This window comes from Flavobacterium humi, from assembly GCF_004745595.1.
In the GTDB taxonomy this organism is placed as follows: Bacteria; Bacteroidota; Bacteroidia; order Flavobacteriales; family Flavobacteriaceae; genus Flavobacterium; species Flavobacterium humi.
This window is the reverse complement of the sequence record NZ_SRLH01000001.1, coordinates 543,761-569,795: the sequence shown is the minus strand read 5'-3', so window position 1 is coordinate 569,795 and position 26,035 is coordinate 543,761. Positions and strand designations below refer to the sequence as shown.

The 26,035-nt window shown below is 41.7% G+C and carries 25 protein-coding genes; 3 read left to right on the top strand and 22 right to left on the bottom strand.

Annotated elements, in window-relative coordinates; all coding sequences use genetic code 11:
- Positions 1–422: 422 nt before the first annotated feature.
- The 6 genes from E4635_RS02445 to E4635_RS02420 all read right to left on the bottom strand — a co-directional run bounded on the left by E4635_RS02445 (position 423) and on the right by E4635_RS02420 (position 4,865).
- Complete coding sequence (locus tag E4635_RS02445; RefSeq protein WP_135525015.1) at positions 423–845, bottom strand: DUF1801 domain-containing protein; 423 nt, start codon at positions 843–845, stop codon at positions 423–425.
- A 77-nt stretch (positions 846–922) separates the two neighbouring features.
- Positions 923–1,711 (bottom strand): tetratricopeptide repeat protein, encoded by a 789-nt coding sequence (locus E4635_RS02440; RefSeq protein ID WP_135525014.1) that lies wholly within the window; start codon positions 1,709–1,711, stop codon positions 923–925.
- 12 nt (positions 1,712–1,723) lie between these two features.
- Positions 1,724–2,161: a DUF1801 domain-containing protein gene (locus E4635_RS02435; protein WP_135525013.1), complete on the bottom strand. Its 438-nt coding sequence runs from the start codon at positions 2,159–2,161 to the stop codon at positions 1,724–1,726.
- 39 nt (positions 2,162–2,200) lie between these two features.
- Positions 2,201–2,785 (bottom strand): hypothetical protein, encoded by a 585-nt coding sequence (locus E4635_RS02430; protein WP_135525012.1) that lies wholly within the window; start codon positions 2,783–2,785, stop codon positions 2,201–2,203.
- A gap of 142 nt (positions 2,786–2,927) precedes the next feature.
- On the bottom strand, positions 2,928–4,088 hold the full coding sequence (locus tag E4635_RS02425; RefSeq protein ID WP_135525011.1) for an FAD-dependent oxidoreductase: 1,161 nt from the start codon (positions 4,086–4,088) through the stop codon (positions 2,928–2,930).
- 24 nt (positions 4,089–4,112) lie between these two features.
- Positions 4,113–4,865 carry a helix-turn-helix domain-containing protein gene (locus E4635_RS02420; protein WP_135525132.1) on the bottom strand — a complete coding sequence of 251 codons (753 nt, stop codon included), beginning with the start codon at positions 4,863–4,865 and terminating at the stop codon, positions 4,113–4,115.
- Positions 4,866–5,128: 263 nt separating this feature from the next.
- Here E4635_RS02420 and E4635_RS02415 point away from each other — a divergent pair, with 263 nt between their 5' ends.
- Positions 5,129–6,010: a cation diffusion facilitator family transporter gene (locus tag E4635_RS02415; RefSeq protein WP_135525010.1), complete on the top strand. Its 882-nt coding sequence runs from the start codon at positions 5,129–5,131 to the stop codon at positions 6,008–6,010.
- 57 nt (positions 6,011–6,067) lie between these two features.
- Here the strand turns inward: E4635_RS02415 and E4635_RS02410 are convergent, their stop codons facing one another.
- From E4635_RS02410 to E4635_RS02380, 7 genes are all read right to left on the bottom strand, one after another.
- Positions 6,068–6,508: a hypothetical protein gene (locus E4635_RS02410; protein ID WP_135525009.1), complete on the bottom strand. Its 441-nt coding sequence runs from the start codon at positions 6,506–6,508 to the stop codon at positions 6,068–6,070.
- Between the two features lie 45 nt (positions 6,509–6,553).
- Positions 6,554–6,754 (bottom strand): hypothetical protein, encoded by a 201-nt coding sequence (locus tag E4635_RS02405; protein WP_135525008.1) that lies wholly within the window; start codon positions 6,752–6,754, stop codon positions 6,554–6,556.
- Between the two features lie 27 nt (positions 6,755–6,781).
- Positions 6,782–7,282, bottom strand: coding sequence for a 2'-5' RNA ligase family protein (locus tag E4635_RS02400; RefSeq protein ID WP_135525007.1), 501 nt, complete (start codon positions 7,280–7,282; stop codon positions 6,782–6,784).
- A 99-nt stretch (positions 7,283–7,381) separates the two neighbouring features.
- Positions 7,382–7,741 carry a hypothetical protein gene (locus E4635_RS02395; protein ID WP_135525006.1) on the bottom strand — a complete coding sequence of 120 codons (360 nt, stop codon included), beginning with the start codon at positions 7,739–7,741 and terminating at the stop codon, positions 7,382–7,384.
- A gap of 130 nt (positions 7,742–7,871) precedes the next feature.
- A complete protein-coding gene (locus tag E4635_RS02390; protein ID WP_135525005.1) occupies positions 7,872–8,342 on the bottom strand; it encodes a DinB family protein in 471 nt (156 codons plus the stop codon).
- 217 nt (positions 8,343–8,559) lie between these two features.
- Complete coding sequence (locus tag E4635_RS02385) at positions 8,560–9,132, bottom strand: NAD(P)H-dependent oxidoreductase (protein ID WP_135525004.1); 573 nt, start codon at positions 9,130–9,132, stop codon at positions 8,560–8,562.
- Between the two features lie 77 nt (positions 9,133–9,209).
- Positions 9,210–10,028, bottom strand: a complete 819-nt coding sequence (locus tag E4635_RS02380; protein WP_246020655.1) for a helix-turn-helix domain-containing protein — start codon at positions 10,026–10,028, stop codon at positions 9,210–9,212.
- A gap of 148 nt (positions 10,029–10,176) precedes the next feature.
- On the opposite strand from E4635_RS02380, the gene ku reads away from it, so the two are divergent.
- On the top strand, positions 10,177–10,953 hold the full coding sequence (gene ku / locus E4635_RS02375; RefSeq protein ID WP_135525002.1) for a non-homologous end joining protein Ku: 777 nt from the start codon (positions 10,177–10,179) through the stop codon (positions 10,951–10,953).
- On the opposite strand, the gene ligD is transcribed toward ku, so the two are convergent.
- Positions 10,950–12,812, bottom strand: a complete 1,863-nt coding sequence (ligD, locus tag E4635_RS02370; protein WP_135525001.1) for a DNA ligase D — start codon at positions 12,810–12,812, stop codon at positions 10,950–10,952. The genes ku and ligD overlap by 4 nt on opposite strands.
- 50 nt (positions 12,813–12,862) lie before the next feature.
- On the bottom strand, positions 12,863–13,468 hold the full coding sequence (locus E4635_RS02365; protein WP_135525000.1) for a DNA polymerase ligase N-terminal domain-containing protein: 606 nt from the start codon (positions 13,466–13,468) through the stop codon (positions 12,863–12,865).
- 213 nt (positions 13,469–13,681) lie between these two features.
- On the opposite strand from E4635_RS02365, the gene E4635_RS02360 reads away from it, so the two are divergent.
- Positions 13,682–14,044, top strand: a complete 363-nt coding sequence (locus E4635_RS02360; protein WP_135524999.1) for a SpoIIAA family protein — start codon at positions 13,682–13,684, stop codon at positions 14,042–14,044.
- Between the two features lie 102 nt (positions 14,045–14,146).
- On the opposite strand, the gene lepB is transcribed toward E4635_RS02360, so the two are convergent.
- From lepB to hutI, 7 genes are all read right to left on the bottom strand, one after another.
- A complete protein-coding gene (gene lepB, locus E4635_RS02355) occupies positions 14,147–15,724 on the bottom strand; it encodes a signal peptidase I (RefSeq protein ID WP_135524998.1) in 1,578 nt (525 codons plus the stop codon).
- Positions 15,725–15,893: 169 nt separating this feature from the next.
- Entirely contained in the window at positions 15,894–17,939 is a 2,046-nt protein-coding gene (locus tag E4635_RS02350; protein ID WP_135524997.1) for a heavy metal translocating P-type ATPase, read from the bottom strand.
- 3 nt (positions 17,940–17,942) lie between these two features.
- The gene (locus E4635_RS02345; protein WP_135524996.1) at positions 17,943–18,299 is read right to left on the bottom strand and encodes a heavy-metal-associated domain-containing protein; all 357 of its coding nucleotides are present in this window, start codon (positions 18,297–18,299) and stop codon (positions 17,943–17,945) included.
- A gap of 28 nt (positions 18,300–18,327) precedes the next feature.
- Positions 18,328–19,536, bottom strand: a complete 1,209-nt coding sequence (locus E4635_RS02340) for an efflux RND transporter periplasmic adaptor subunit (protein ID WP_135524995.1) — start codon at positions 19,534–19,536, stop codon at positions 18,328–18,330.
- A gap of 10 nt (positions 19,537–19,546) precedes the next feature.
- Complete coding sequence (locus E4635_RS02335) at positions 19,547–23,863, bottom strand: CusA/CzcA family heavy metal efflux RND transporter (protein WP_135524994.1); 4,317 nt, start codon at positions 23,861–23,863, stop codon at positions 19,547–19,549.
- A gap of 97 nt (positions 23,864–23,960) precedes the next feature.
- Positions 23,961–24,287 (bottom strand): DUF6660 family protein, encoded by a 327-nt coding sequence (locus tag E4635_RS02330; protein WP_246020653.1) that lies wholly within the window; start codon positions 24,285–24,287, stop codon positions 23,961–23,963.
- Positions 24,288–24,768: 481 nt separating this feature from the next.
- Positions 24,769–26,007: an imidazolonepropionase gene (gene hutI / locus E4635_RS02325; protein ID WP_135524993.1), complete on the bottom strand. Its 1,239-nt coding sequence runs from the start codon at positions 26,005–26,007 to the stop codon at positions 24,769–24,771.
- Between the last annotated feature and the right edge of the window lie 28 nt (positions 26,008–26,035).

The window sequence follows — 26,035 nt, the reverse complement described above, 5'->3', positions numbered from 1 at the left end:
TTTGTTCAGTCGTGGTTTTGCAGCTATGCAAAATATAATGACCAATTGGGAAACTTGTAAAGATTGGAAAAAGGATTGATTTTGTGTGGCAAAAAAATAATAGTGAAAAATTTTGCCACAGTTTTTGTGGCAAAATTTTTGAACTTGAAAAAAATGCCACAACTTTTGTGGCAAAAAAAATAATTTCAAAAAAATTGCCACAAGGGGAATTCGATTGCAAATCTTCAGGTTGTGTAAATAAGTTTTGTTTTTTGATGAAGCATTGGAAGAATAGATATAAATTGAAAAGCAATTGCCCTAGCCCTGATCGCAGCGGCATCCTTTTTGTCCCGTTTTTTAAAAAAGGGACAAAAAGATATAGCGGAGAGCAGGATTGGCTCCTAAAAAAAGATATTCTATGTAATTACAATGTAAAAAAGCCCTTACTCTATTTCAATCCCGTACCGTATTGCTGCTTCAAGAACAGGAATATGTATGTCTTTGAGTGTTTTGAACTTAATGCAGTACCCGCTTACACTTGCCTTCCCGATGTCTTTTCCGTAGGCTTGGGCTAAATAGGACTTATCTTCGATACCAAGGATGTAAACAGAAATCCCAGTGGTGTTGGCGCTCATCCCAATCTGATAAAATTCCCTGGTTTTCCCACCGGCATATTGCATAATCTGCAGCCCGTAGCCTATATTAGGATTGGAAACCGTTTTATTATCACTGTTTTTACCATCCAGGAACCATAACCTGCATTCGGGCATTATATCCAGGATGATTTGGTGCAATTCCTCCATTTCACTACGTTTCGGTTCCGGCTGGCTGTTTATGTATTCGTTTATTTGTTCCTGTATGTTCATAAGTGTGTTTTTTTAATTGATTTGGTTTTTAATTCCCGAAAATGCTGTTGTAAATTATCTCTATTGTATAGCTTCCTCTATTTAAACTCAGATAGCATTACTTCAGAAAGAGTTGTTTTATCTTCGATTTTTTCATAAATTTTTTTTGCTTTTTGGATTAATTTTTCGTCATTATTTGCTTTTCCGACTTTAATCAAACTGAAAGCATAATTTGTTCTATATTCATCATTTTTGGTGATTTTGCCACCCAATCTTTCAAATGCTTCTATACTTTCGGTGTATTTTTCATTTCTAGTCAAAAGTATTCCTTTGATAAGGTAAATTTCTTCGCTAAGCTTTATCCCACTTTCCTTGTATTTTTCAATCGCGATATTTAAATTTTTCAAACCATTTTCAGTATCGCCAATGTAAATCGAAGTTGAAGCTATTCCGTAAAACCCTTCCGGGCTTTCAGGGAAAAACTGCTTCATTTCATTATATTTCTTTCTGGCAAGCTTAAAAGAACCTCTTTTAGAAGCCATAAAAGCTACATTTTGTTTAAAAATCAATGTCTTATTGTTGCTTAAACTATCTGCAATGTAATAATAAGCCAAAGCTTCCTTATCCATATTGGAAAGGCGATATGTATAACCTGCAAAAAAATACGCATCGCAAAAAGTGCTGTCTTTTTTTATTAAATCTAAAAATAGTTTGTTTGCGCCACCAATAAATAAATTGGCTTTTATACAATCTATCCCTAATTTGAAGCTTTCTTTAGATTTGTTGTCATTCGGTATTGGGCAAATGGTATAATTGCCATTAAAATAATCTACTTGAGCATGCCCCAATTGGACAAAAAGTAAAAAAAGCACAGTGATGTATTTCATAATTTTCATTTCTTACTTTACCCTACAGGAGCATTCATGATGTTCGCTGATGTAATTGATCGATTCGTAGCAAAGCGCTTCTAAAACCGATAGATTGATGTCAGAAAGTTTTTTTATATACATGCAGGCTTTGCTCATTTTGTATGTACCGAAATCGGCCAGCAATAATTTACTTTTTTCAGTATCAGAGTAGATATAAAGGGAAAAAGCTGCTTTTCTGGGCGAAAAACCCAGGACAGGAGCATCTCCTTCGTGCCCGCTGGCGTATTTGTAATGGTAATTCCCAAATCCGATAATGGATGGCCCCCACATTTTGGGTTCAGAGCAAGACCATTTTTGCAGGAGTTCAATCAACTGGAAACTATCTGCTTTCTTTTGCGGGTTTTCAACATACGAGTTTACAAAATCTATGACGTTCTGGCCTGTGTAAGTAGTCTTTGTTTTTGCCATTATGTTATATATTTGGTTAAGTAATACCCTTTATTGCTTTCAGGGAGTTGCTATTGCTTTCATTTCATCAAGTTTATCAAGCATTGCTTTAAAAAGTCCAAGTAACGATTTTAATTGTTCAATATCTTTAATTTCCCCATCAGCATAAAAAGACAATTCAAAATGATTTTCAGGAAGTTTTTCCTCATAAACACCTTTATGATCAGAGATTTCAATATTGACCTCTTTCTGTAAAAATATAAGATGTCTAATCTCTTGATTTTGAAGTAGTGTTTTAATTTTCAATCCATTATTTGACTTAATGATAAATTCTTTGTCAAAGTCAGGCCTGCCAATTTCTATATCTTGGGCACCAAATATTTTTCCTATGTTTCTGGGAAATGTCTGGCGATAAATTTCAAAGCGAAAATTATCAGTAATGACTATTGGTGCCACAACCCTTGTCATGATCTGGCCGTATTTTCCCGACCATAATGTATAATTGTCAAAAATTATTTTTCTACCGTTATGATTGATTTCCGTCCTGTCTGAACGCCAACTTATTCCTTTGATGAATTTTGCTTTTATTTCTAATGCAAAAAATTCCCAAATATTTGTTCTTTCTTTATTGAAGATAGTTAGCATATATTTTTAAATAATTGATTTGTTAACGTTACTATATCCAATAATACCAAGACAAGAGGATAATATGCATACTTCCAAAGATATGCTAATTTTTAATCCATACAAAAGAATTCCTATTCCTATGGCTTATGATACTATTTTTTCAAGGATTCGAGAAAAAGCCCAGCATAACATCCAATGCTTTTTCCGAATGCATCCGTTCCCCGTTTTCCAATGATTCCAGGGCGCTTTGTGAAGCTCTTTTGCGCATGTTTGTTTCATAATAGGCGATTGCTTCCTCCATAGTATTGTGCTGCCCGCCGGTCAGGTTTTCGCTCAATTCCAGAGCGTCCAGCATGGCCATATTCACCCCTTCGCCAGCAAACGGAGGCATTACATGCGCTGCATCTCCCAGTAGGGCCAGGTTGGGCAAAGCTTCCCAGGTTTGGTCCAGTGGCATGCAATAAATAGGGCGGGGGATAAACGGGACAACGGCACTTTCAAACAATTCATGCCAAACGCTGCTCCATTCCGGATATTCCTTTTTGAACCATGCCAGTACCTGTTGTTTGTCAGCATAATCCAAACCACTGTTTACAGCCCAATTTTCTTCCGTTTTAAAACTGGCATAAAACCCGATCTCGCCATTGGCTTTCTGTCCCATCAGTAGGTCTTTTTTATTCCCAAAGGCCATTATCTTGCCGCCCCGGAGCAATGCATTGATCTTTGGAGCCGTTTTACTGGCCTGATAAATAACACCTTCCAGCATCGTAACACCCGAATAAAAAGCTTTGCTATCGGTTATATAAGGCCGGATTTTGGAATTGGCTCCATCCGCACCAATGACCATATCGGCATATTCCGGAGGACGGTTCTTAAAATGCAGCAGCCAGCCGCCGTTTTGAGCTTCCAATGAACTAAAATGGCTGTTCCAAACCACTGTTTCCGGAGCAAGGGATTCCAGCAATATTTTCCGTAAAACGCCCCTGTCAATCTCTGGGCGGAAATGTTCATGCCCAAAATCCTCTTCGGGTTTCTCATCGTGGTCACTGAAGAATATCCTGGCATGCTCATCCATGATCTGCATCCGGTCGGCACCAACCATAAAATGCTGTTTGAACTCTTCCAGCAAGCCAGCCTTTCGCAGGGCCGCCAGTCCCGAATCGTCGTGAAGGTCAAGCGGAGAACCCTGGACACGGGCATTTTTATCGAAATCCCTTTCATATACTTTGGTATCGATACCTTTCATTTGAAGAAGTTTCGCCAGCGTCAACCCTCCAGGGCCAGCACCAACAATTGCGATTTTTTTATTCTGTAATAGCATAATTTTAAATTTTATGCTGCAAAATTAGGGTGTGGGATATACCAAAAATTGTAAAAATCGGTCATCTTCGTTTTTGAACAGTTCTTTAGGCGAAACACCCGAGAGTTTTTTGATTTCTTTAATGAAGTGGGATTGGTCGGTGAAGTTGAGCTGTGGCGAAAGTTCCCCTTTTTTGATATAAGGCAGCGAAGCCTGGAAGCGAAGGATATTGCAATACGTTTTTAAGGAAATCCCCAATTGCCGGTTAAAATATCGGTTGATCTGCCGTTCGCTCCAGGCTATTTTTTCAGAAAGTTCTTTGACATTTATTTCCCCGTCGGCGGCAAAAACCAGTTCAAACAACCTGCGTTTGCGTTCATCAATCGTTTTGGGCAACAAGGACAATAATTTTTGGGAGGATTTTTTACAAAATGCTTCAAAATCATCCAGGTCTTCTATGGCAAAGTCCCAGAAATTGCAGGGTAGTTCTTTGCCGCTGTCTACAAATGCCGCTGTGGTTTGGCCCAAAAGGTATTCCAATGCAAGAGGATTGAAACTAATCGCAAAAAAAGCTTCGATACCCCGTTTGGGCATCAGCTTGGGTTTGGTTTCCAGCCCCATAAGTACGATCTGGAATGTATGGTCTTCCGTTTTGCAAAAAAGCAGATCGATCTTCCCATTGGGGATAATGACACCTTCCCCAAAACCCGACAGGTTCTGCAACGAAGAAAAACAATGCACAAAATCAGCCAGCAAAGACTCCGGCTTGATAAGGGAATAGGTTAGGGGATTGTCCATTTTTGTCGGATTATGGTAGTTGCGGTCTTGAGGCTTGTTTTTTGGCCGGTTATTCCACAAATTCGGATATAAAGTTACTGATTTCAGATGATCTGGAAGTTTTTTCAAATCCTTTTAACGTATGGCCAAGGACAAATCAGAGGCATTCAAAACCTAATTATTGCCGCTTTTGGAAACAAACTGCCATTTCGCCATCATCTTTTGTACCCAACACAACCGATTAATCCCTAAATTTGCCCCAACCTTGGAACATAATTTATAGAATGGCATCAACTTCCAGCGAACAGACAGCAATTAAAGCTACCTATTTCAGTATTTTAGGCAATACCGTTTTGGCCATCCTGAAATGGGCTACCGGTTTTTTCGGGAACTCTTATGCGCTAATCGCCGATGCCATAGAATCCACGGCCGATATTTTTTCCTCCTTTTTGGTACTCTTCGGGATAAAATATTCGAATAGGCCCGCAGACGAGAACCATCCCTATGGGCACGGCAGGGCTGAACCGCTGATCACGTTCCTCGTGGTCGGTTTCCTGATCACATCAGCCACCGTTATAGCCTATGAAAGCATCATCAATATCCAGACACCGCACGATTTGCCTAAAGCATGGACGCTGTTTGTCCTGGGAGGGATAATACTATGGAAAGAAGCTTCTTACCAGTATGTCATTCGCAAAAGCAGGGAAACCAACAGTTCTTCCCTCAAAGCCGATGCCTGGCACCACAGGAGCGATGCTATTACTTCCATTACTGCGTTTGTAGGGATTTCAATTGCTTTGTATTTTGGGAAAGGGTACGAATCCGCAGACGATTGGGCTGCCTTACTGGCCTCGGTTTTCATCCTATACAACAGTTACCTGATTTTCAGGCCGGCCTTGGGGGAAATAATGGACGAGCATTTATACGATGACCTGGTGAAGGAAATAAGGGACATTTCCGTAACGGTAGAAGGCGTGCTGTATACCGAAAAGTGTTACATCCGCAAAGCCGGCCTCAAATACCACGTAGACCTCCATGCTACCGTAAAAGCGGACCTTTCGGTAAAAGTAGGGCATGACATCGCCCATAAGCTCAAGAATACCTTACGAAAAGAACTCCCGCAATTGGGCCACGTGTTAATTCATATTGAGCCGGATGATTTGTAGGGTTTTGGTAATAAGAGCGAAAAATAGTAAGTGTTTGACTCCGTTTCGGAATAACTATTAAATAGGATCACGACGTTTGAGTAAGTACATATCTTGGAAACGTCTTTTTGATTTATAAAAATCAATTTCCATTAACCGGTTAAAAACAGTGTCAGACACATTCTTATAATCGGAAGTATCAAAATGCAGGAACAGCGGATGTTCACGTTCAGTGTTAAATGAATCGCGTAGCTTGATTATGGCATTTCTTTCCTTGAATTTTAGTTTCTCAAAAGCTTTTTCGTATTCAACTAAGATTTCGCGTTGATTCCCAATAAGCCTTTTATAGTATTTATCCTTTTGGGCTTGGGTATGAATAAGATAATCCATCTCCTTTGAATTCATTTTTAATTCATCGCGATACTCTATAAGTTGTTTGTAAATAAGGATTCTTTCTTCATCATTTCCCTTACACGATAAAAACAGTATACAAAAAAGGGCAATTATTATTTTTTTCATTTAAAGCTTTATTTGATGTTTGTGAATATACCCTAAGTCATTGTATTACGACAGTAAAAACGTAAAAGTTATTGCTGCTCCGAGAAAAACCATGCCAATTACTCCGCTTAGATTTTGCTGATAGATTTCTTCAACATTTAATTTTGAAGATAGGAACGGCCACCTGATTAACGTTCCGATTACCTTCAGGAGCTTCCAAAGAGCATTCAAAATTATTCCTCCTATACCATCTTCAATTATATTCATTTCCTTAATTTAAATTAAACCAGATACTTAAATCCCATATTCCCCAACGACATTCCATTTTCCGTTGCCAATCTGTTCGATTATTGAAATCTTTTCAAAAACGATGGCTTTTGGGACGTCGGTTTTTAGTATTTCCTCAAAAATTTCGGTTGTACAGGAAGAATTCCTGGGGTGCATCAATGTGATGTGCGGTGCTGCCAATCGTTTGGTTGCGCCTGTATTTTCCAGGATTTTTTCCCTCAAATGATGGTATTCGGAATTGTTTTCGCCTGCTGCAATTAAAACCCCTTTGTCATTTGAAAACCGTACTATTTCACCAAGGTTGACCGTAATTGCCTTCAGAGCCAAAGCTTTTAAATTCTCCAGGACCCGGGGCATGTTTTCAATCTCGTCTTCCCGGCACAATGTCACATGCGAAGGGATGATCCTGAATTGCTCCGGATTGTATTTTTTCCGGATTTTTTCAATTTCCGAGGTATATTTTTTATCTAAAAAAAGAGTCAGTTGCCTTCTTGTGTTTTGATTCATTCTACCCCTAATTTATGTTTTTTAATGTTTTGCAATAGTATACAAGATTAAGGAAACAGTTAATTTCTGCTAAAGATAGGGGTTTTATTGAATCATATTTTAGGTTCTTTTCCACACTACAAATTCTTCATTTGCACAAGATGACATTGATCGTATTACATTTTCAAAGTTAAAATTTTCAAACTTTGAAACGATATCATACACTTTTTCACAGCCTGTGCTTCCGTGAGGAATCAGGCAACCGGAGTTTTCTCCAATTAATGCCAGCCAAATGTCGGGCGCAAATGGCCCTTGGTCGGTATTTATAAACTTTATTTCATTAACATCTTCCCAAAATATTTGTTCAGCTTCTCTTTCAGGATGCTCAACCCTTACAAACTTTTCGGTTATGGTTGTTTCAAAGTAATCTTCCGGTTGTTTTTTCTTTGGTTTGTTGAAAATATTTTTGAAGAAATTCATCTTTTAAATAGTTGATTAGTTACATATGATCCATAATAAGAGCTGTTTACTCCATACCAAAGCCATGCAAAAACCTACACAAGTCCTTCCAGATACATCAATACCCGCAAGCACATTCAGCAGTAGGCTATTAATCCCAGATTACAGGCCTATCCAGCCCCAGCGTCCTGAAGTATGCCAGCATTTGTCCCGTATGGACCGCTTCGTGGTACGCAATCCGCTGCAGGTAGTCGCCAAGTTTCCTGCGTTGCCCTTTTTCGCTGCGGACAATCTCTATGCTGCTCAGGTCATCAGCACTGAAAGACCGTATGGTTTCAAAAAACATATCGCGGAACGGCTGTGCAAAACCCAGTTCGTCCTGGATAGAGGTATACGGCCTGCCTTCCCAGGGAGAAACATAATCCCCAATGTTCCCGCGGTTTTCCACAATTTTATGGAACAGGTGTTCTCCTTCCAGGATATGCCGTACCATTTCAATACAGGTCATCGCCTTTACGTCCGGCCGCCAAAAATAATTTTCCGGTGTTAGTGCCGTCCAGAGTTTTGTGCTCCTTCTTCGGATTTCCTCAAAGTTCAGGATGATAATATCGGTATGTGTCATGTGATAAAGTGTATTATTAGGTAATGGCTTTGGCCTTTTGTATTCCTCACAAAGCTAAAGATAAAGATTGGAAGTTTTTTAGGAATGTATCGCCCTGATAGCATATTTGTCTTCCAAAAGCCAAACCCCTAGCCCTGATGGCAGCGATATCCTTTTTGTCCCGTTGTTCTTTAGAACGGGACAAAAAGATAAAGCGTACAGCAGGAAAAAGCTCCTACTATTTATAAACGGATTGTACCTCGGTAATCCAGTTTTCAATGCTTTCGGAAGAAGCCCTGTCTGCCTGGCCAAAGAACAAATGCTGCTTTATTTCCAGCCCGCAGTAATCGTAGATGCCTTTGTCTGACGTGAGCACCAACGCCTGGTCCATCCCGGTTGTTTTGTATTCCGCATTCGATTTTCCGTGCGTGTTGATAATCACGGCTTGTTTGCCGCCCAACAGCCCTTCCTGTACGCCCTGGGTATATTGGTAAGCGAAACCGTAGCTCATGACACGGTCAATATAGCCTTTCATGATGGCAGGCATGCCGGTCCACCAGATAGGGTAAATGAAGGTAATGGTTTCCGCCCAGGAAATATAGTCCTGTTCCCGGCTGATATCGGCCGCGACCTGCCTGCTTCTTTGCCCGCGCATATCGTCCAGGGATAGGATCGGATCAAAATTAAGCTCGTATAAATCCCGGATTACAAATTCGTGCTTGTCTTCTTCCAGCGTTTTGATAACGGTTTGTTTTAGAAGGTTGTTCAGGCTGTCCTGATTAGGGTGCGCATAAATAATAAGATGTTTCATGTTTTGTTGCTTTTATTAAGATTAACAAGGCAAAAGTAAAACAGGCACTTATCCTAAAATTGTAAGAAAACGAAAGGCTAGCCCGGTTCTGCAAAACAGATATCCTGCTGGAATCTCAGGTATTGGTTCGGGCTAAGGTTGATAAAGTGCTTAAAGTCATGGATAAACTGGCTCTGGTCATAATAACCGCATTGGCTGATAATGTCATGCCAGTCCGGTTTTGTCCCTTCGGAAGCCCAGTCCCGGATGAGTCCCGTGGCCTTTAGGAAACGATGGTAACGGCTAATTTCTTTAGCGCTGTAGCCCAAATACTTTTTATGGTTGAGTTGTATGCTTCTTTGGGTCCGGCTGCTTTCTTCGGCAATAACCTTGATAGGGCTTTGTGCATTGTCCTGTTCCCTGAAATGGGCAATTGGTTCAAAGGTACTGCTCCGGTCTTTCAAATACGGCTGGCAGAAACGAAACACATAATCGGCTTTTTCCGCTACCGTACCTATTTCCTGCAGTTCGTGCCATAAGCTGGTAAAACAGTTCTCATCGAGCAGGCCGTCAGGATCAAACGGGATGTTCCCGGGTAAGGCAGCGCTCCCGAAAAAGCGGTAAAAGGCGTCGTCCTTAAAATTAGCCACCAGTATTTCCGAACCCACCGGCAATGTATAGTCAAAAGCCTGTTTTATCGGGCCAAGGAGCAGGCATTTATCCATTTCTATTGTGGCGCCCTGTCGGGAAACCAAAGAGGCTTTGGCACCAAAATTAAAAATCATGATGGTTTGGTAACTCGGGTACAGTGTTTTACTGATGACCTGCTTGGTATGGTTGGCAGCAAAATAAAGATGTGAGAAAACCTCCTGGAATGCCTCCGGGACCGTTATCCTGAAACTGGTATAATCGTCCATTTTTTCCATTGAAAATACTGCCCAAATATACTAATACAAAATGGTATACGACCTTACCACACTGGAAATGTTATAACGAACAGCCAAGATTCTATAAGTACCGATAGGCTAAATTGAACGAAATTTACAATCATTAATTTGCAATATTATGAGATCGATATGGACAGGTTCTATCAGTTTTGGGCTAATCAATATCCCCATCAAATTATTTTCCGCTGTCGAAGAAAGCACCCTTGATATGGATATGCTCGATAAAAAAGACAATGCGCCCATAAAATTCAAACGCGTAAACGAGACTACCGGAAAGGAAGTCGCCTATACCGATATTGTAAAAGGTTATAAAATAGAAGATCAGTACGTTATACTGGAAGAAGAAGATTTCGAAGCTGCTGATGCCGTAAAGACCAAAACCATCGATATACTAAGTTTTACCGAAGAAACCGAAATTGACAGCATCTACTATGAAAAACCCTATTACCTCGAACCTGATAAAGGCGCCATGAACGCGTATGCGCTCCTCAGAGACGCGTTGGAAGCTTCCAAAAAAGTCGCAGTAACCAGTTTTGTGCTCCGGAACAAGGAAGGGCTGGCCATCCTGAAGCCTTATAAAAAAGTCATTGTACTCAACCGGATACGATGGGAACAGGAAATCAGGAACACCGACGAACTCAAGTTACCGCCCGTTTCCAAAGCCAAAATGAAAGAAATGGATATGGCCAATAAACTCATCGAACAGCTTACCGAAAAATTCGATATTACCAGTTACAAGGATGAATACTCAGCCAAGCTTTTGAAAATCATCAAGGACAAAGCCAAAGGCAAGAAACAGGCAGCGCCCAAACTCAGGGTTGTACACAAACAGAGTGGGGATTTAATGGAAATGCTCAAAGCTAGCCTGGAAACCAAAAAGAAGAAATCTTCCTAGCTTTTATTCCCGGCTTCCAGTTTTTTCAGGATTTTTGCCACGTCAGCCCCTTTTCCCAAAACAGGTTTCCACAGGTCGCCTTTTTGCTCCAAGCGGTCCAGTATCGTATGGATGGTAAATTGCGACGGAGACAGCAAATCGTTTACTTCCTGCCATTCCAAAGGAGTTGATACCGTAGCACCGGGTTTGGGCCTTACCGAATAAGGTGCCGCCAACGTTTGCCCTTTCCTGTTTTGCAGGTAATCGATGTAAATCTTATGTTCCCTTTTTTTGATGCTCCGTTCAAGGCTCGTCAGTTCCGGTATCCGCGCATGGACTTCCTGTGCAATAAGCTGTGCCAGTATTTTTACGGTATCGTAGTGGTATTTGGCCCCCAACGGGATATATACATGCAAACCAGTAGCTCCGGATGTCTTGCAGTAGCAATCGGTTTCCAGTTCGTCCATCACTTCCTTTACGGTAAGAGCGGCCTTTACCACAGCGGTAAAATCTTTTTTTTCGGGATCGATGTCCATGACTATCCAGTCCGGATGATCCGGTTTTTTAAGGGTGGAATTCCAGGGATTGATTTCAATGCAGCCCAAATTGGCCATGTACAATAGTGTGGCTTTGTCATTACATATCAGGTAATCGATATTTGCCTGGTTTGATTCTGAAAAGATTTTTTCGGTTTTTAGCCAGCTTGGGGTTTTGTCAATATCGATGTCTTTCTGATAGAAACTCGGGCCCTTGATACCGTTAGGGAAGCGGTTCATCGATTGCGGACGGTTTTTAAGGTACGGCAGTATAAAATCTGCTATTTTAATATAATAATCCACAACATCCCCTTTGGTTATCCCGTCATCCGGGAAATAAATTTTATTCTGATTGGTAAGATGGAGTGTTGTTTTCCCTGCCTTGACATCAAAATCATTTTCTCTTTTTGCTGTAGGAACTGGTTTTTTCATGGTGGTTGTTGTTGCATTAAACTGTACTTCTTTTGGGGTTTTGTCTTTTCTCAGCCCTAAAAAAACCGGATGCCTGAGATGGTTGTCCTGGGTCCATTCGGTAAATTTTACCTGCGCTACATATTTCGGCCTGATCCATTGGACGGTATCGCGGAGCGCTGGCTTTTGAACCAGGGGCAATGCTGTTGTAAAATAAGGCTGGAACATATCGTATAGTTCTTTTAATAATACTTCGGTAAAACCGGTCCCGCATTTGCCAATGTATTTCAGGTCTTTCCCGTCATATTGCCCCAATAGCAGCGCTCCAAAATAATGACGGCTTTTTTTAGGTGCCGTTATCCCGATGATCAAGGCTTCTTCTTGTTGTGAAATTTTTATTTTAAGCCAATTGCCGCTCCTTTGGCCAATTGCATATGGGCTATTCGCTTTTTTGGCTATGATGCCTTCGCTTTTGTTTGTAACAGCCTTTTTAAAGAATGCCGTGCCTTTGTGCAATACGTGTTCGGAATAGAATACACCGGCCGGTTTTTCCTGAAGCAATAACAACCGCAGCAATTCCTTGCGTTCCAGCAATGATAAATGGGTGATGTCATTCCCGTCGAGAGCCATCATATCAAAAACGTAGTATTTCAGAATGCCTTTGCCAGATTTAATATAGTTTTGCAGCAATTGGAAATCAGAACGGCCGGCAGTATTTTCAACGACTATTTCGCCATCCAATACCGCTGTGTGGCTCATTTTTCCGAGTGCTTCGGCAATGGGGCCGAAAGGGCTGTTGAAGGAAAGTTTATTCCTGCTGAGCAGCATCACATCCCCGGGATTGATTACTGCTATGGCCCGGTAGCCGTCGTATTTATTCTCAAACAGCCATTCGTTGCCGTCAAAAGGTTTTTCAGCAGTATGGGCCAGCATCGGTTTTATGAACCGGGCTTTGGTTCCTTTTTCAGGTTGTTTGGTTTTTGTCAGGGCTTTTTTTTTACACCAGCTGCTTTTTCCTGCTGCTTTGCCATCGCTTCCAAAGTGGTTTTGCTCAGGACTGATTTGTTTTGGCCCAAAATGTCTTTTTCTGAAGCGAATTGGTCATCCTTTTTGATTAATAGCCAGGCATTTTCCTGTTTGCCTTTGAGTTTTACCAATGAAAATTCCCCTTTAAGCTTTTTGCCTTTCAAGATAAAGCTTAAGCGTCCTTTTTGCAGGTCTTCTTTCAGTTGTTTTTCCGGTTTTCCTTTGGTGTCTTCCGCCGGCAGGTATGTCCCGTTGTCCCATACAATCACATTGCCGGCACCATAATTCCCTTCAGGGATAATACCTTCAAAATCCTTGTAATTATAAGGATGGTCTTCTACCATCATTGCCAGGCGTTTTATTTTAGGGTCGAGAGAAGGGCCTTTTGGAACCGCCCAGCTTTTGAGCACACCTTCCATTTCCAGGCGGAAGTCATAATGCAGGTGGGAAGCGGCATGTTTTTGCACCACAAAAATCAATTCGCTTTCGGATTTCCCTATTTTGCCTTTCGGTTCGTCCGTTTGCTCAAAATCTCTCTTCTCATTGTATTTGACCAGTGACATGGCTTTTAGTTTAAATTCCGGGGATCCTTATTATATCCTTACTGTTTCAAATTTAGGAATGCTGCGCAAATGTTGTTTTATAGCATTGTAACCTGATGCTATATAATTCCCACATCATTTAAATAGATATCCTGTAAGTTTAAACGCAAATGCTATAAATAATAGAGAAAAAGCAGTGGCTACATTTGTATCAAACAAATTAACAACAATACCATGATAGAAACAATCAAAGCACCTGACAACGTAGTCGCTTTCAGGGCAACAGGAGAAGTAACGCAGGACGATTATAAAGAAGTAGTACTTCCGGCCGTGGAGCAATTAGTGCAGGAACTGGACGAAATTAATTTTTTATTGGTTTTGGATACTGATGTTGATAATTTCACAGCAGGGGCCTGGGTCCAGGATGCATTGCTAGGTCTTAAGAATTTCGGCAAATGGAACAGGACTGCGATCGTTTCGGATTCCGATAAAGTAATAGCCTTTACCAATGGTTTCAGTTATTTGGCTCCTGGCGAATTCCGGGGTTTCAAAAAAGATGCATTTGTACAGGCCATCCATTGGGTGGAAGGAGATTGAATCGAGAGGCAAAGAAACGATCATATCTTATTTGCCAGTAGATTTTCAGCGTAAAAAAAGCTATAGACAATCTATAGCTTTTTTTGAATTTTCAATATTTTTTTAAGCCTGTTTCTGCTTGCGTTTCTTTATAAAATAATCCAGGCCGAAATAAAGCGCCAGCACAATCAGGAAATATTTGAAATAGGATTGTGGCTGCCCATCTCCGCCAACGGTCGTGAAAACCCTGTCCCAACGGATTTTCTTAAGTCCTTTTTCGTTCGGGTCGAGGCTCATCCAAATAAAAACAGGTTTCCCGACAATGTGGTCTTCAGGTGTGTAGCCAAAATAACGGGCGTCAAGCGAATTATGGCGGTTGTCTCCCATCATCCAGTAATAGTTCTGTTTGAAGGTGTATGTAGTGGCCTTTTTGTCGTTGATATAAATGTCATTTCCGTCTTCGCGCAACGTATTCCCTTCGTATTCGGTAATGATTAATTTATAAAACGGAAGCGTCTTTGTGGTCAGGGCAACTGTTTTTCCGGCTTCAGGAATGTATATAGGGCCGTAATTGTCACAACTCCAATGGTTGCTTACCGAAGGTTTTCCATCCTTGAAATCCGGGAAAATACCGTCTTCCGGGCCAGGTGTTATGATTCTGTCTACGCCTGTAATCCCAGGGATGTGCCTCAATTGTTCCGCTGCGGCAAAAGTCAAGGACTTGAAGTATATCGTATCTCTTTTGGAATCATCCAGAAAACCCGCAGGATCGGTAATGTCCATAGATTTTAGCAACGCAGGGAAATCGATTGGGGTTTTTCCGTCGTAAGCCACTTTATACGAGTATTGAGGCTTGGCTCTTTCGGGTAAAATCAATTCTTTTCCGTTTATGAAAACAATACCGTCTTTTATCGATAAACTGTCGCCAGGAATCCCCACGCAGCGTTTTACGTAATTGGTTTTTTTATCGACCGGCTTGTCGTATCTTTTATCAGCCGGAAGGTACATGTTGAACAAAGTATCCCTCGGCCAGTTGAACACGACAATATCGTTGTTTTTGATTTTTTGGAAACCCGGAAGCCTGAAATACGGCAATTGAGGCCAGCTCAGGTATGATTTTTTATTCAGTAAAGGCAAGGTGTCGTGTACCATTGGAGCTGCTATAGCCGTCATTGGAGGACGCGCTCCGTAATTGATCTTGCTTACAAAAAGGAAATCACCGATAAGCAATGATTTTTCCAAAGAAGAAGAAGGAATATTAAAAGGCTGTATAGCATATCCGTGTACAATCGTGGCCACCACTATGGCAAAAAGCAATGAGCTTATGGTATCGGCTGTTTTATTTTTAGGGCTGAGGCTCCGGTCTTTGATGTATTCCGGTTTTTGTGTGTAATTGATGTAATAGATGTATAAGCCAAAGGTAATCAGTACCAAAAAAGTATCCAATGCCGTATTTTTCCCGAAACTACGGATAGTTTCCACCCAAACAACAGGGAACATGATAAGGTTTACTATAGGAATAAAAAGCAGTAAGGTCCACCAGGTTGGCCGGTTGATGATTTTCATTAAAACGATGGCATTGTAAACCGGTACAGCGGCTTCCCAGGATTTCCTGCCGGCTGCTTCGTATAATTTCCAGGTCCCTAAAAAGTGGATGACCTGCAATAATAAGAAGAACAAAAGCCAATGAAATGATGTCATGATATGTTTATATTAAAGTTTGCGATGATACTATATTTCTACAAATATATTTAAAATACCCAATAAGCCCGGCCGGCCTTCAAAATTTTAAAATAGATTTACCACTTCCTGGCGTAAAGATTAATAAAATAGCCCTTGTAAAGAGTACAAGGGCTGTTAAAGATGAGAATTAAAATTTCATCCTTTGGATCCTGACAGCATTTAAGATGGCTAGCAGGGCTACACCAACATCAGCAAAAACAGCTTCCCACATCGTGGCTAAACCTCCGGCTCCGAGGATTAGGACCACCGCTTTTACGACAAAGGCCAAAGCAATGTTCTGCCAGACTATTTTTTTGGTTTCTTTCCCAATCCGGATAGCCATCGGGATTTTGCTCGGTTTGTCATCCTGAATGACAATATCTGCGGTTTCAATGGTAGCATCGCTTCCTAAACCGCCCATGGCAATACCCACATGGCTCAGGGCTACTACTGGAGCATCGTTTACACCATCGCCAACAAAAGCAACGGTCTCATTTTTGGCTTTTATTTCTTTTATTTTATTGACTTTGTCTTCCGGTAACAAGTCCCCAAAGGAATCCGGAATACCTAATTTGCCGGCAACAAACCGCACTACCGTACTTTTATCGCCGCTTAACATCGTGGTTTTTACCTTCAATGCTTTAAGTTTACCGATGGTTTCCAGCGCATCTTCTTTAATAACATCTGCAATAGTCAGGTATCCCACAAACGTATCTCCATAGGCAACTGCAATGAGCGTATACACTATTGAATCGGGATTAATGCCATAAGGAATGGAAAAGGCATCCATCAGCTTGAAATTGCCCACCAACAGGTTTTTCCCGTTAACGGTTGCTTGTAATCCTAGCCCCGGGATTTCTGTCACATTTTCAAGTTTGATGGAAGTATCTGTTTTGCCTATAAATTCATGTATGGCTGTCGCTACGGGATGCGTACTTTGGCTTTCCAGGGCGTTGACCATTTGCAGGATTTCTTTTTCGTCAAATTGTTTGTCAAAAACAACTTCCTGTACACTAAAGACACCTTCGGTCATGGTCCCGGTTTTATCCATCACAATATTTTGCACGGTGGCGATGGCATCCAGGAAATTACTTCCCTTGAATAAGATCCCGTTCCGGCTTGCCGCACCAATCCCCCCGAAATAACCCAATGGGATTGAGATGACCAAAGCACATGGGCACGAAATAACCAGGAATACCAAAGCCCGGTACAACCAGGTTGAAAAGAGATAATCCTTTACAAAGAAATAGGGTAGGAAGGCGATGAAAACCGCCAGGAATACTACAATTGGTGTATAAATCCGGGCAAATTTCCGGATGAATAATTCTGTTGGGGCTTTTTGCGTGGTAGCGTTCTGCACCAATTCTAAAATTTTAGAAAGCTTGCTATCGGTGTAAGCAGTGGTTACTTTTACCCGGGAAACCGTATTGAGGTTGATCATTCCGGCCAAAACCGCATTCCCTTTTACTTTTGTGTCCGGTTTGCTTTCCCCGGTCAGGGCCGCAGTGTTGAACGAAGCGGTATCGGATACCAATTCTCCATCCAAACCTAATTTTTCGCCTGCTTTCAATTGGATGATATCGCCAATTTTAGCCTCTTCGGCTTTGATGGTTTGCATAGCATCTCCAACAAGGATAGTCACTTCATCCGGGCGTTGGTCCAATAAGGATTTGATGTTTGCCTTGGCTCTTGTAACGGCTAAGGTCTGGAATACTTCGCCTACGGCATAAAAAAGCATTACGGCTACCGCTTCTGGGTATTCGCCGATGCCAAACGCCCCGACAGTGGCAATGACCATCAATAGGAATTCGGAAAAGAACTCACCGTTGCGGATGCTTTCGAAAGCTTCCTTAATGACTGGGAAACCCACAGGGACATACGCTATTACATACCAAGCTGTCCTTATCCATCCCGTAAACCAGGCAGGGGTGAAGTAATGGTCAAAACTTATAGCGAGTAACAATAAAGCCAAAGAGATAACAGGCGGCAGGAACATTTTGAAAGGATTTCCTGCTTCCGTATGGTCATGATTGTGGCCGTCGTCATGCGAATGCCCTGCGTGTTTTGTATGCTTGGCAGTACAACAGCCGTCTTCCTGGAGTAACTCTTTGGCACCGGCCTTGGTGTAGATTTTTCCCTCTTCGGTGCAGCAAAGCTGTTTGCCCTGTGCATCGTATGTATGTTTGTGTTCCATCGTTTATGCTTTACAACAGCCATCTAAACTTTCGTACGCTTTTGGGTCGGCTTTTACCTCATCGGCATCGTAGCCCAGCTTTGAAATGGCTATCCTGATTTCTTGCAAGTTGGTTTTCTTCGGATTGAAATAAATCGTAAAAGTCATTTTGGCATCATCAAGCTCATACATTCTCACTCCTTTTATCTTGAGCATTTCCGTATTGAATTTTAACCCGCATGTTTCACATTGTTTGCAATGATCACAATGTAAAGTAGTCTTGATTATTGCCTTTTGATTGCTTTTTTGCGCCATTGCCGGGTTTGGAACCAAAAATATCAGCGCCAATATGAAAATGGATTGTAAGAATATGGTTTTCATTGCAAATGATTTATAAGTTAGAAATTGATTAATGTTCGTGTTCGCCGCCGCCTTTTGACTGCGCTAATATATAATAGGCTCCTTTGATTACGATTTCGGCACCGGAAGGGATTTCTTCAATCAGTTTTACTTCCGTGTAGCCCAAATCTGTAGTTCCAGGAGCAACTTCCACAGCTCTGAAGAGGATTTCGGCATGTTCTTTTGCTTCTTCATTGTGTTCATGCCCTTCCTCTTTTTTAGTGGCTTGTTTCGCTTCTCTAATATAAATAAAATATTTATCTCCGTTTCTCACAACCGCATCTTTAGGCAAAGCCGGGACTGTTTGGTTCGAGATATTGATGTTCGCCGCGACATACATCCCCGGGATTAGGCCTTTGGCATCGGCCGGATTGATTTTGGCATGTACGGCAACTGTTTTGCTTTCGTTCGAAAAGGACTTGTTGACACCGAAAATGGTTCCTTTGATAGACTTATTAGATTGGTTTGTCAGCACAAAATCGACTTCTTGCCCGATGGATATTTTTCCGAGGTCTTTTTCGAATACATTCAGGTCAAGGTGCATTTGGCTGTTGTCGACCACTTCAAAAAGCGTCACACCTGTTTCTGCAAAAGCCCCTTTTGTAATGCTGATCTTCCCGACATAACCGCTTATCGGGGCTACAATCGGGACTAAGGAAGTACTTCCTTTCGGGTTGACATTGAGTGCCTGTAATTTGTTTTTTGCCGCTTGCGCCTTAGCTCTTTCCGAAGCCAGCTTTGATTTTACTTCCTGGAATGTCTTGCGCGGATTGACATTTTCTTCGCTCAAGGTTTTCTGACGGATAAATTCCTGCTCCAGGTATTCAATATTGGCCATTGCGGATTGGTATTCTTCCTGCATTTCCGAAACGTCAAGGTTTTGAAGGGTTGCCAATGTTTTGCCTTTGGTGACAAAAGTTCCTTCCAAAACAAAAATATCCTTCACCACACCGCCAATCAGTGTAGAGACATCGGCCCGGTTTTGTGGCGGAACGGCAGTATAGCCATTGGCTTTGATAACCGTGTTGAGGTTTTTCATTTCAATATTGCCGGTTTCAATGCCGATGGTTTTGGCCTGTACTTCGGTTAGTGCTGTTATTGTTGATGGCTTTTCTTCCCCGTGCTTTTCTTCGGTTTTCTTTTCAGTACAGGAAACGATCAGCAATACTGCAAAAGAAAGCAGGAATTGGGATATTTTGCGGATTATTATATTTTTCATCTTACGGTAATTAATTGTTAGGGATGGATGGAAACGCCAGTTGTATGGCACTTTGGTTATACAAATTAACAGCTTCGGCATTTTGCTTTTTGATATCTATGGCCTGGTTTAAAAAACTGATGTAGGACCAATAACTCATATCGCCGTTCGCATAACTTTTTTGCGCCGTACTGATTATTTGCGCCGCATATTTCAAACCTTCGTCCTGATAATATTGAAGCGCTTTTTCCTGTTTATCGAACTCCTGCTGTAATTCTTCTTTTTTCAGCTGAAAGGCCAATCTGTTCCGGTCAAGCATTATTTGGGACTGCGAAACGCTAATTTCCGATGCCTTGGCCCTGGCCGAGTTCACACCACCAAAAAGCGGAATCTGCAAACCGGCCGTAAACCCCTGGAACAATGATTTGGACTCAATTGTCTGGGCAAAATAACCTACTCCTAATTTAGGCATCTTTTGGGCTTTAAAAACATTGGTTTCTTTTTGATTGACTAAAACCTGTTGTCTATAATAGTCGTTTACCAGGTTTTCCGCTCTCGAACTTTCGCTATTTGATACGCTTTTGTATTGCAAAGGAGATGCCGGATCTGGGATAACCATAGTGTCGCCCTGGATAAAATAATGCAATTGCCTTTGGTAAATGGCCAGGTCGTATGCGATTTGCGTTTTCAGGGTTTCGATTTCTTTTACTTTAGCTTTGGCGCTGATGACTTCGATATTGCCGCTTTCGCCGGTTTTAAAGCGAAGCTCCGCGTTTTGGAGAAATTTGGCATAAATGGCATTGAGTTCGTTGTTAAGTTTTTGTATTTCAACACCGTATAAATATTGATAATAGGCTAAGGCTACCGCTTTTTCGATTTCATATTCAGACATCGCTTTGCGTTTTTCCGCCAGTCTTGCCAATTCTTCCTGAAGCTGCCTGTTGGCTTTTGTGGTTTTTCCGATGGGGAAATATTGCTGGACCGATACATTATGGTCATAAGCCGCACTGTTGAATTGTCCGCCCTGGTACTGGACCTGCAAAGGATCCGGCTGAAAGGCTGTCTTTTTCAAAGCGTTTTGTTTTTCGATTTCCTTATCGGCGATTTTCAGGGTAGCATTATTTTTTTTAGCCAATGCGATGGCCTGTTCCAAAGTGACTGATTGGTTGTTTTGGGCCAAAGCGAATGTGCTTGCCAAAAGGGCAATTATTGTGATTGTTGAAGTATTCATCTTGTTTTTTCGTTTTATTCCGTGTTCAAATACTAAATAAAGGATGGGCAATACAATTAGTGTGAGCAATGTTGCCGAAACCAATCCGCCGATGACTACAGTGGCCAGGGGTTTTTGCACTTCGGCGCCACCGCTGGTCGATAAGGCCATTGGCAAGAATCCTAACGAAGCCACGGCAGCGGTCATCAATACCGGCCTTAATCTTGTTTTGGTGCCCAAAAAGACTCTTTCTAGAGGATTTGTGATGCCTTCCGCCTTGAGCTGGTTGAAACAGGACAGGAGCACGATTCCGTTCAATACCGCGATTCCAAATAAGGCAATAAAACCGATCCCGGCCGAAATACTGAAAGGCATCCCTCTTAGCCACAAGGCAAAGACACCGCCAATAGCCGAAAGCGGAATTGCCGTAAAAATCAGTAAGGATTGTTTTAGGCTGTTGAAGGTAAAATACAATAGCACTATAATTAGCCCTAAAGCGATAGGAAGTGCTACGGAAAGCCTTTTGTTGGCTTCGATAAGGTTTTCAAATTGCCCGCCGTATGTTATGTAGTAGCCTGCGGGTAGTGAAAAACCGGTTTTCAGTTTTTCCTGTATTTCTTCCACTACGCTTTTGATATCCCGCCCGCGGACATTTAAACCTACGGTTATCCTTCGTTTCCCGTCTTCTCGGGCTACCTGGACCGGGCCTTGCTCATAACTTATTGAGGCGACTTGCGACAGCGGGATTTGCTGGCCGTTTGGCAATGGGATGAATAAATTGCTGACATCCGAAATATCTCCGCGATTGTCTTTGTTTAGCCGTACCACCACATCGAAACGTTTGCTTTCTTCATAAATCTTACCGGCACTTTCACCTGCAAATGAGGAACGGATGATTTGGTTGATGTCGCTTATGTTCAGCCCGTATAAAGCAATTTTGTTATAATCGTATTTTACGGTAATTTGAGGCAATCCGGTCACTTTATCGGCTTTGAGGTCACCGATGCCTTCAATGGAACTGATTTTAGCGATCATTTCTTTGGCTTTGCTGTCAAGGACTTCCAGGTCTTCGCCAAAAATCTTAATGGCTATATCGCTTCGGCTGCCGGTCATCAGTTCGTTAAAACGCATTTGGATGGGCTGCGATATTTCGATATTTGCTCCGGGAATCGCCTCCATTTCTTCTTTCATCAAATTAGCGAGGTCTTCCCAATTATCAGCAGAAACCCATTCGCTTTTGTCTTTCAGGACGATGATCAAATCACCGCTTTCAATCGGCATTGGGTCGGTTGGGATTTCGCCGCTTCCTATTTTGGATACGATGGTCTTGATTTCAGGGAATTTTGCTTTTAAGATTTTCTCGTATTTGGTAGTGGTTTCGACCATCTGGCTTAAGGAACTTCCGGTCATGATTGTGGCATTTATAGCCAAATCTCCTTCTTCGATGGTAGGGATGAATTCCCCACCCATATTTTGGAACGTAAAGAAAGCCAGGGCAAATAACCCGGCCGCACCGAGAAGCACGGCTTTTTTCAACTGCAGTGCTTTGTTCAGCAGGGGAGTATATTTGCTTTCGAACCAAGCCATCATCCTGTCGCTGAAATTGTCTTTGTGCCCGGTATTCTTAGATAAAAACAAAGAAGTCATCATCGGAACGTATGTCAATGACATGACAAAAGCACCGATTACTGCAAATCCTACGGTCATGGCCATGGGTTTGAACATTTTGCCTTCAGTGCCTACCAATGCGAGGATGGGAAGGTACACAATCAGGATGATGATTTCACCAAAAGCCGCACTGTTCCTTATTTTGGAAGCGGAAAGATATACTTCGGTATCCATTTCTTCTTGTGTCAGTTCCTGTTTCTTTTTGAGTTTTGCCAGGTGGTGCATCGTAGCTTCGACAATAATAACGGCACCGTCAACTATGATCCCGAAATCGATGGCTCCCAAACTCATCAAATTGCCGCTCACGCCAAAATAGTTCATCAGTATCACAGCGAATAGCATCGATAACGGAATTACCGAAGCCACAATTAATCCGGCCCGCAAGTTCCCGAGGAACAATATCAGGACGAATATGACGATTAATGCGCCTTCGATAAGGTTTTTGGTCACTGTCCCGATGGCATGGTCTACTAGTTTTCCTCTGTCAATAAACGGTTCCGCCACAACGCCTTTGGGCAGGGTTTTGTTGATTTGAGCCATTCTTTCTTTTACTCTTTCGACCACTGCGCTGGAGTTTTCTCCTTTGAGCATCAAAACCAGGCCGGAAACAATTTCCCCTTTACCGTCTTTAGTAGATGCCCCGTAACGCAAAGCGATTCCTTCACGTACCGTGGCAACATCGCGTACCAAAACAGGCGCTCCGTTCCGGTTTTTGATCACCACATTCTGCAGGTCGTTTACCCCGGAGGCCATTCCGACACCGCGGATGAAATAGGCATATTGGTCTTTTTCGATATAAGCGCCACCGGTATTTTGATTGTTTTTCTCCAATGCATTGAAAATCTCTGTGATGGTCACGCCCTGGCTGTTTAATGTGTTCGGATTGACGGCGATTTCGTATTGTTTTAATTTCCCGCCCCAGGTACTTACTTCGGCTACACCTTCAACACCTTGCAATTGCGGAATGATGATCCAGTCCTGAATGGTCCTCAGCTGTACGGCATCGTATTTACCTTCGTATCCTTTTTGCGCATATACATCGTATTGGAAAATCTCGCCAAGACCGGTAGAAATAGGCGCCAGTTCGGGAGTTCCTGCATATTTAGGGATGTTTTCCCCGGCTTCTTTTATGCGTTGGAAAATTTGTTCCCTGGCCCAATAAATATCTGCGTCGTCTTTAAAAACAACAGTAACTACCGAAAGCCCAAAGCGTGAAATACTCCGCAATTCGACTATTTTGGGAATGGTCTTAACAGATTGTTCCAAAGGATAGGTAATGAGCTGTTCTACTTCCTGGCTGGCCAAAGTTGGAGCAGTAGTGATGATTTGCACCTGGTTATTGGTTACATCAGGTAAGGCGTCAAGCGGCAATTGCCGGACGGAATAACTACCCCAGGCCAGAAGCACAAGGGTAAAAAGTAGTATAACGAATTTGTTCTTTATACTGAATTGTATAATCTTGTCTAACATTGATCAAATACTATAATGAATTAGAAACCGGCAAATAAGACATTGCCATTAGTGGTGCTTTTGCACAATTTTCTAACCCGAAATTACTCGGGCATCATTATACTAACTGAGGCGGTTGCCAGATGCTTCCGAAAAAACTGGAAGCTAATACAGATTTGTAAGAAGGTAAAGCGATCTTGATGATCGTGGAGATAATCGGTACCTCATACGTGTTGATGGGCTGGAAACTTAAAAATTGCAAGCCGCAGCAGTTGCAAATGCAAAATGGAGAACACATATCCTTGTTTTGCTCATGGGAATCACCGTCGTGATGCGAAGATGTTTGTGTGTGTGAAAATTCTAAACGGCTTATTTCCATATCACTGCAAGGCAGGCACGAGAGTGCTACCAAATAGAGCGCTAATATTGTAGTAAACCATTTCACAGAAGCAAAAATAGATTTTTATTTAAAAACTGATTTATTTTCTCTCAAATTTATGATTTTTTTAGTGACCAACCGAAAAACCAATATGAAAAAAGCTTAAAAAAGTGCTTTTTTTTCAGGTAATTGACTGTAAAACAGCAAGTAAGGTTTAACCGTAACGCTTGTTAATTAAAAGAAAATCATTCAATAAACTTGTTAATTTATTTTTAATAATATAACATAATCGAGTTTATATTGCATTTTAACGATTTTTTTTGGAAGTGTTTGAAATTCTGTTGTATATTTGAGTAACATAAAAAACGAAAAAATCCCCTAATGGTTTCACAGACAGAAAACTAAAAAGGGATATAACATGAAATTTTTCCACAAAGGCGGATTGTACATCAAAAACCACCTTTGACTTACGATAAATATTGGTTGTTTTGGTTAGTTAGTTATTTTAGAGAGTCTTCCAAAGTCACATGTTTGGAAGACTTTTTTATTAGTATAAAAGCTGCCCTTCAATAATAACCTGGTCAATTAAATTACTACCAAAAGCATATGGGAGCTGATAATAGGAGGCAAGCGGCTTTGTGATGATAAGGTTGGCATGCTTACCTTTGGTAATGCTTCCGTGGGTTGCGGATATCCCCATCGCATATGCACCGTTGATTGTTGCGGCATTGATGGCTTCTTCAGGAGTCATTTTCATTTTGATGCACGCTGTTGCCACTACAAAATTCATGTTTCCGGAAGGTGTTGTACCAGGGTTGAAATCTGTGGCGAGTGCCAAAGGCAATCCTGCTGAAATCATCTTTCTCGCCGGCGTATAAGGAATACTGATGAAGTAAGAGCAGCTTGGAAGGGCAACCGGCATGGTATCACTGTTTTTAAGGACTTCGATATCCTCATCGGTAACAATCTCAAGATGGTCTACAGAAAGCGCTCCGTGTTTTACACAGGCTTCAATTCCGTTAATGGCCGTAAACTGGTTCACGTGTATTTTCGAGATTAGCCCATATTGTTTCCCGGCAGCCATGATGCGTTCTGTTTCTTCTACGGAGAAATATCCGGTTTCTAAAAAAGCATCAATATAATCGGCTAGTTTTTCTTCGGCTATTTTAGGGAGCATTTCGTTAATGATAACATCCAGGTAAGCCGCATGGTTTTCTTTATATTGCATAGGAAAGGCATGGGCGCCAAGGAATGTAGCCTTGATTTTTACCGGATAATTTTCCGCCAGTTTTTTGATGACCCGCAACATTTTTAATTCTCCTTCAACCGTCAGCCCGTAACCGGATTTGATTTCGACGGCACCGGTTCCCTGCTGCATGATTTCTTCCAGGCGCAGTTTGGACTGGTTGTAGATCTCTTCTTCCGGGGTTTCGTTTAGTTTTTTGGCCGAATTCAGGATACCGCCGCCACGATTGGCAATTTCTTCATAACTCAAGCCGTTGATGCGGTCTGCGAATTCCTGGATGCGGTTCCCGGCATATACGATATGGGTATGGCTGTCTACCCAGGAAGGCAAAACTGTTTTTCCGGTGGCATCGATAACCTGGCCGGTGCTTATGTCAGGACAGTCTTCCATTGTGCCGAAATCTGCGATCAGGTTGTTTTCGATAAGTAAGTAAGCATTGTCTATTTTAGGCAAAACGGCCATGTCTGCGCCGGAAACTTTATCAATTGCCGCTTCGCGAATCTGGAGTAGTTCTTTTATATTGGTGATAAGAATTTTCATTCGAATATTTTTTTGTAAAACTACTAAT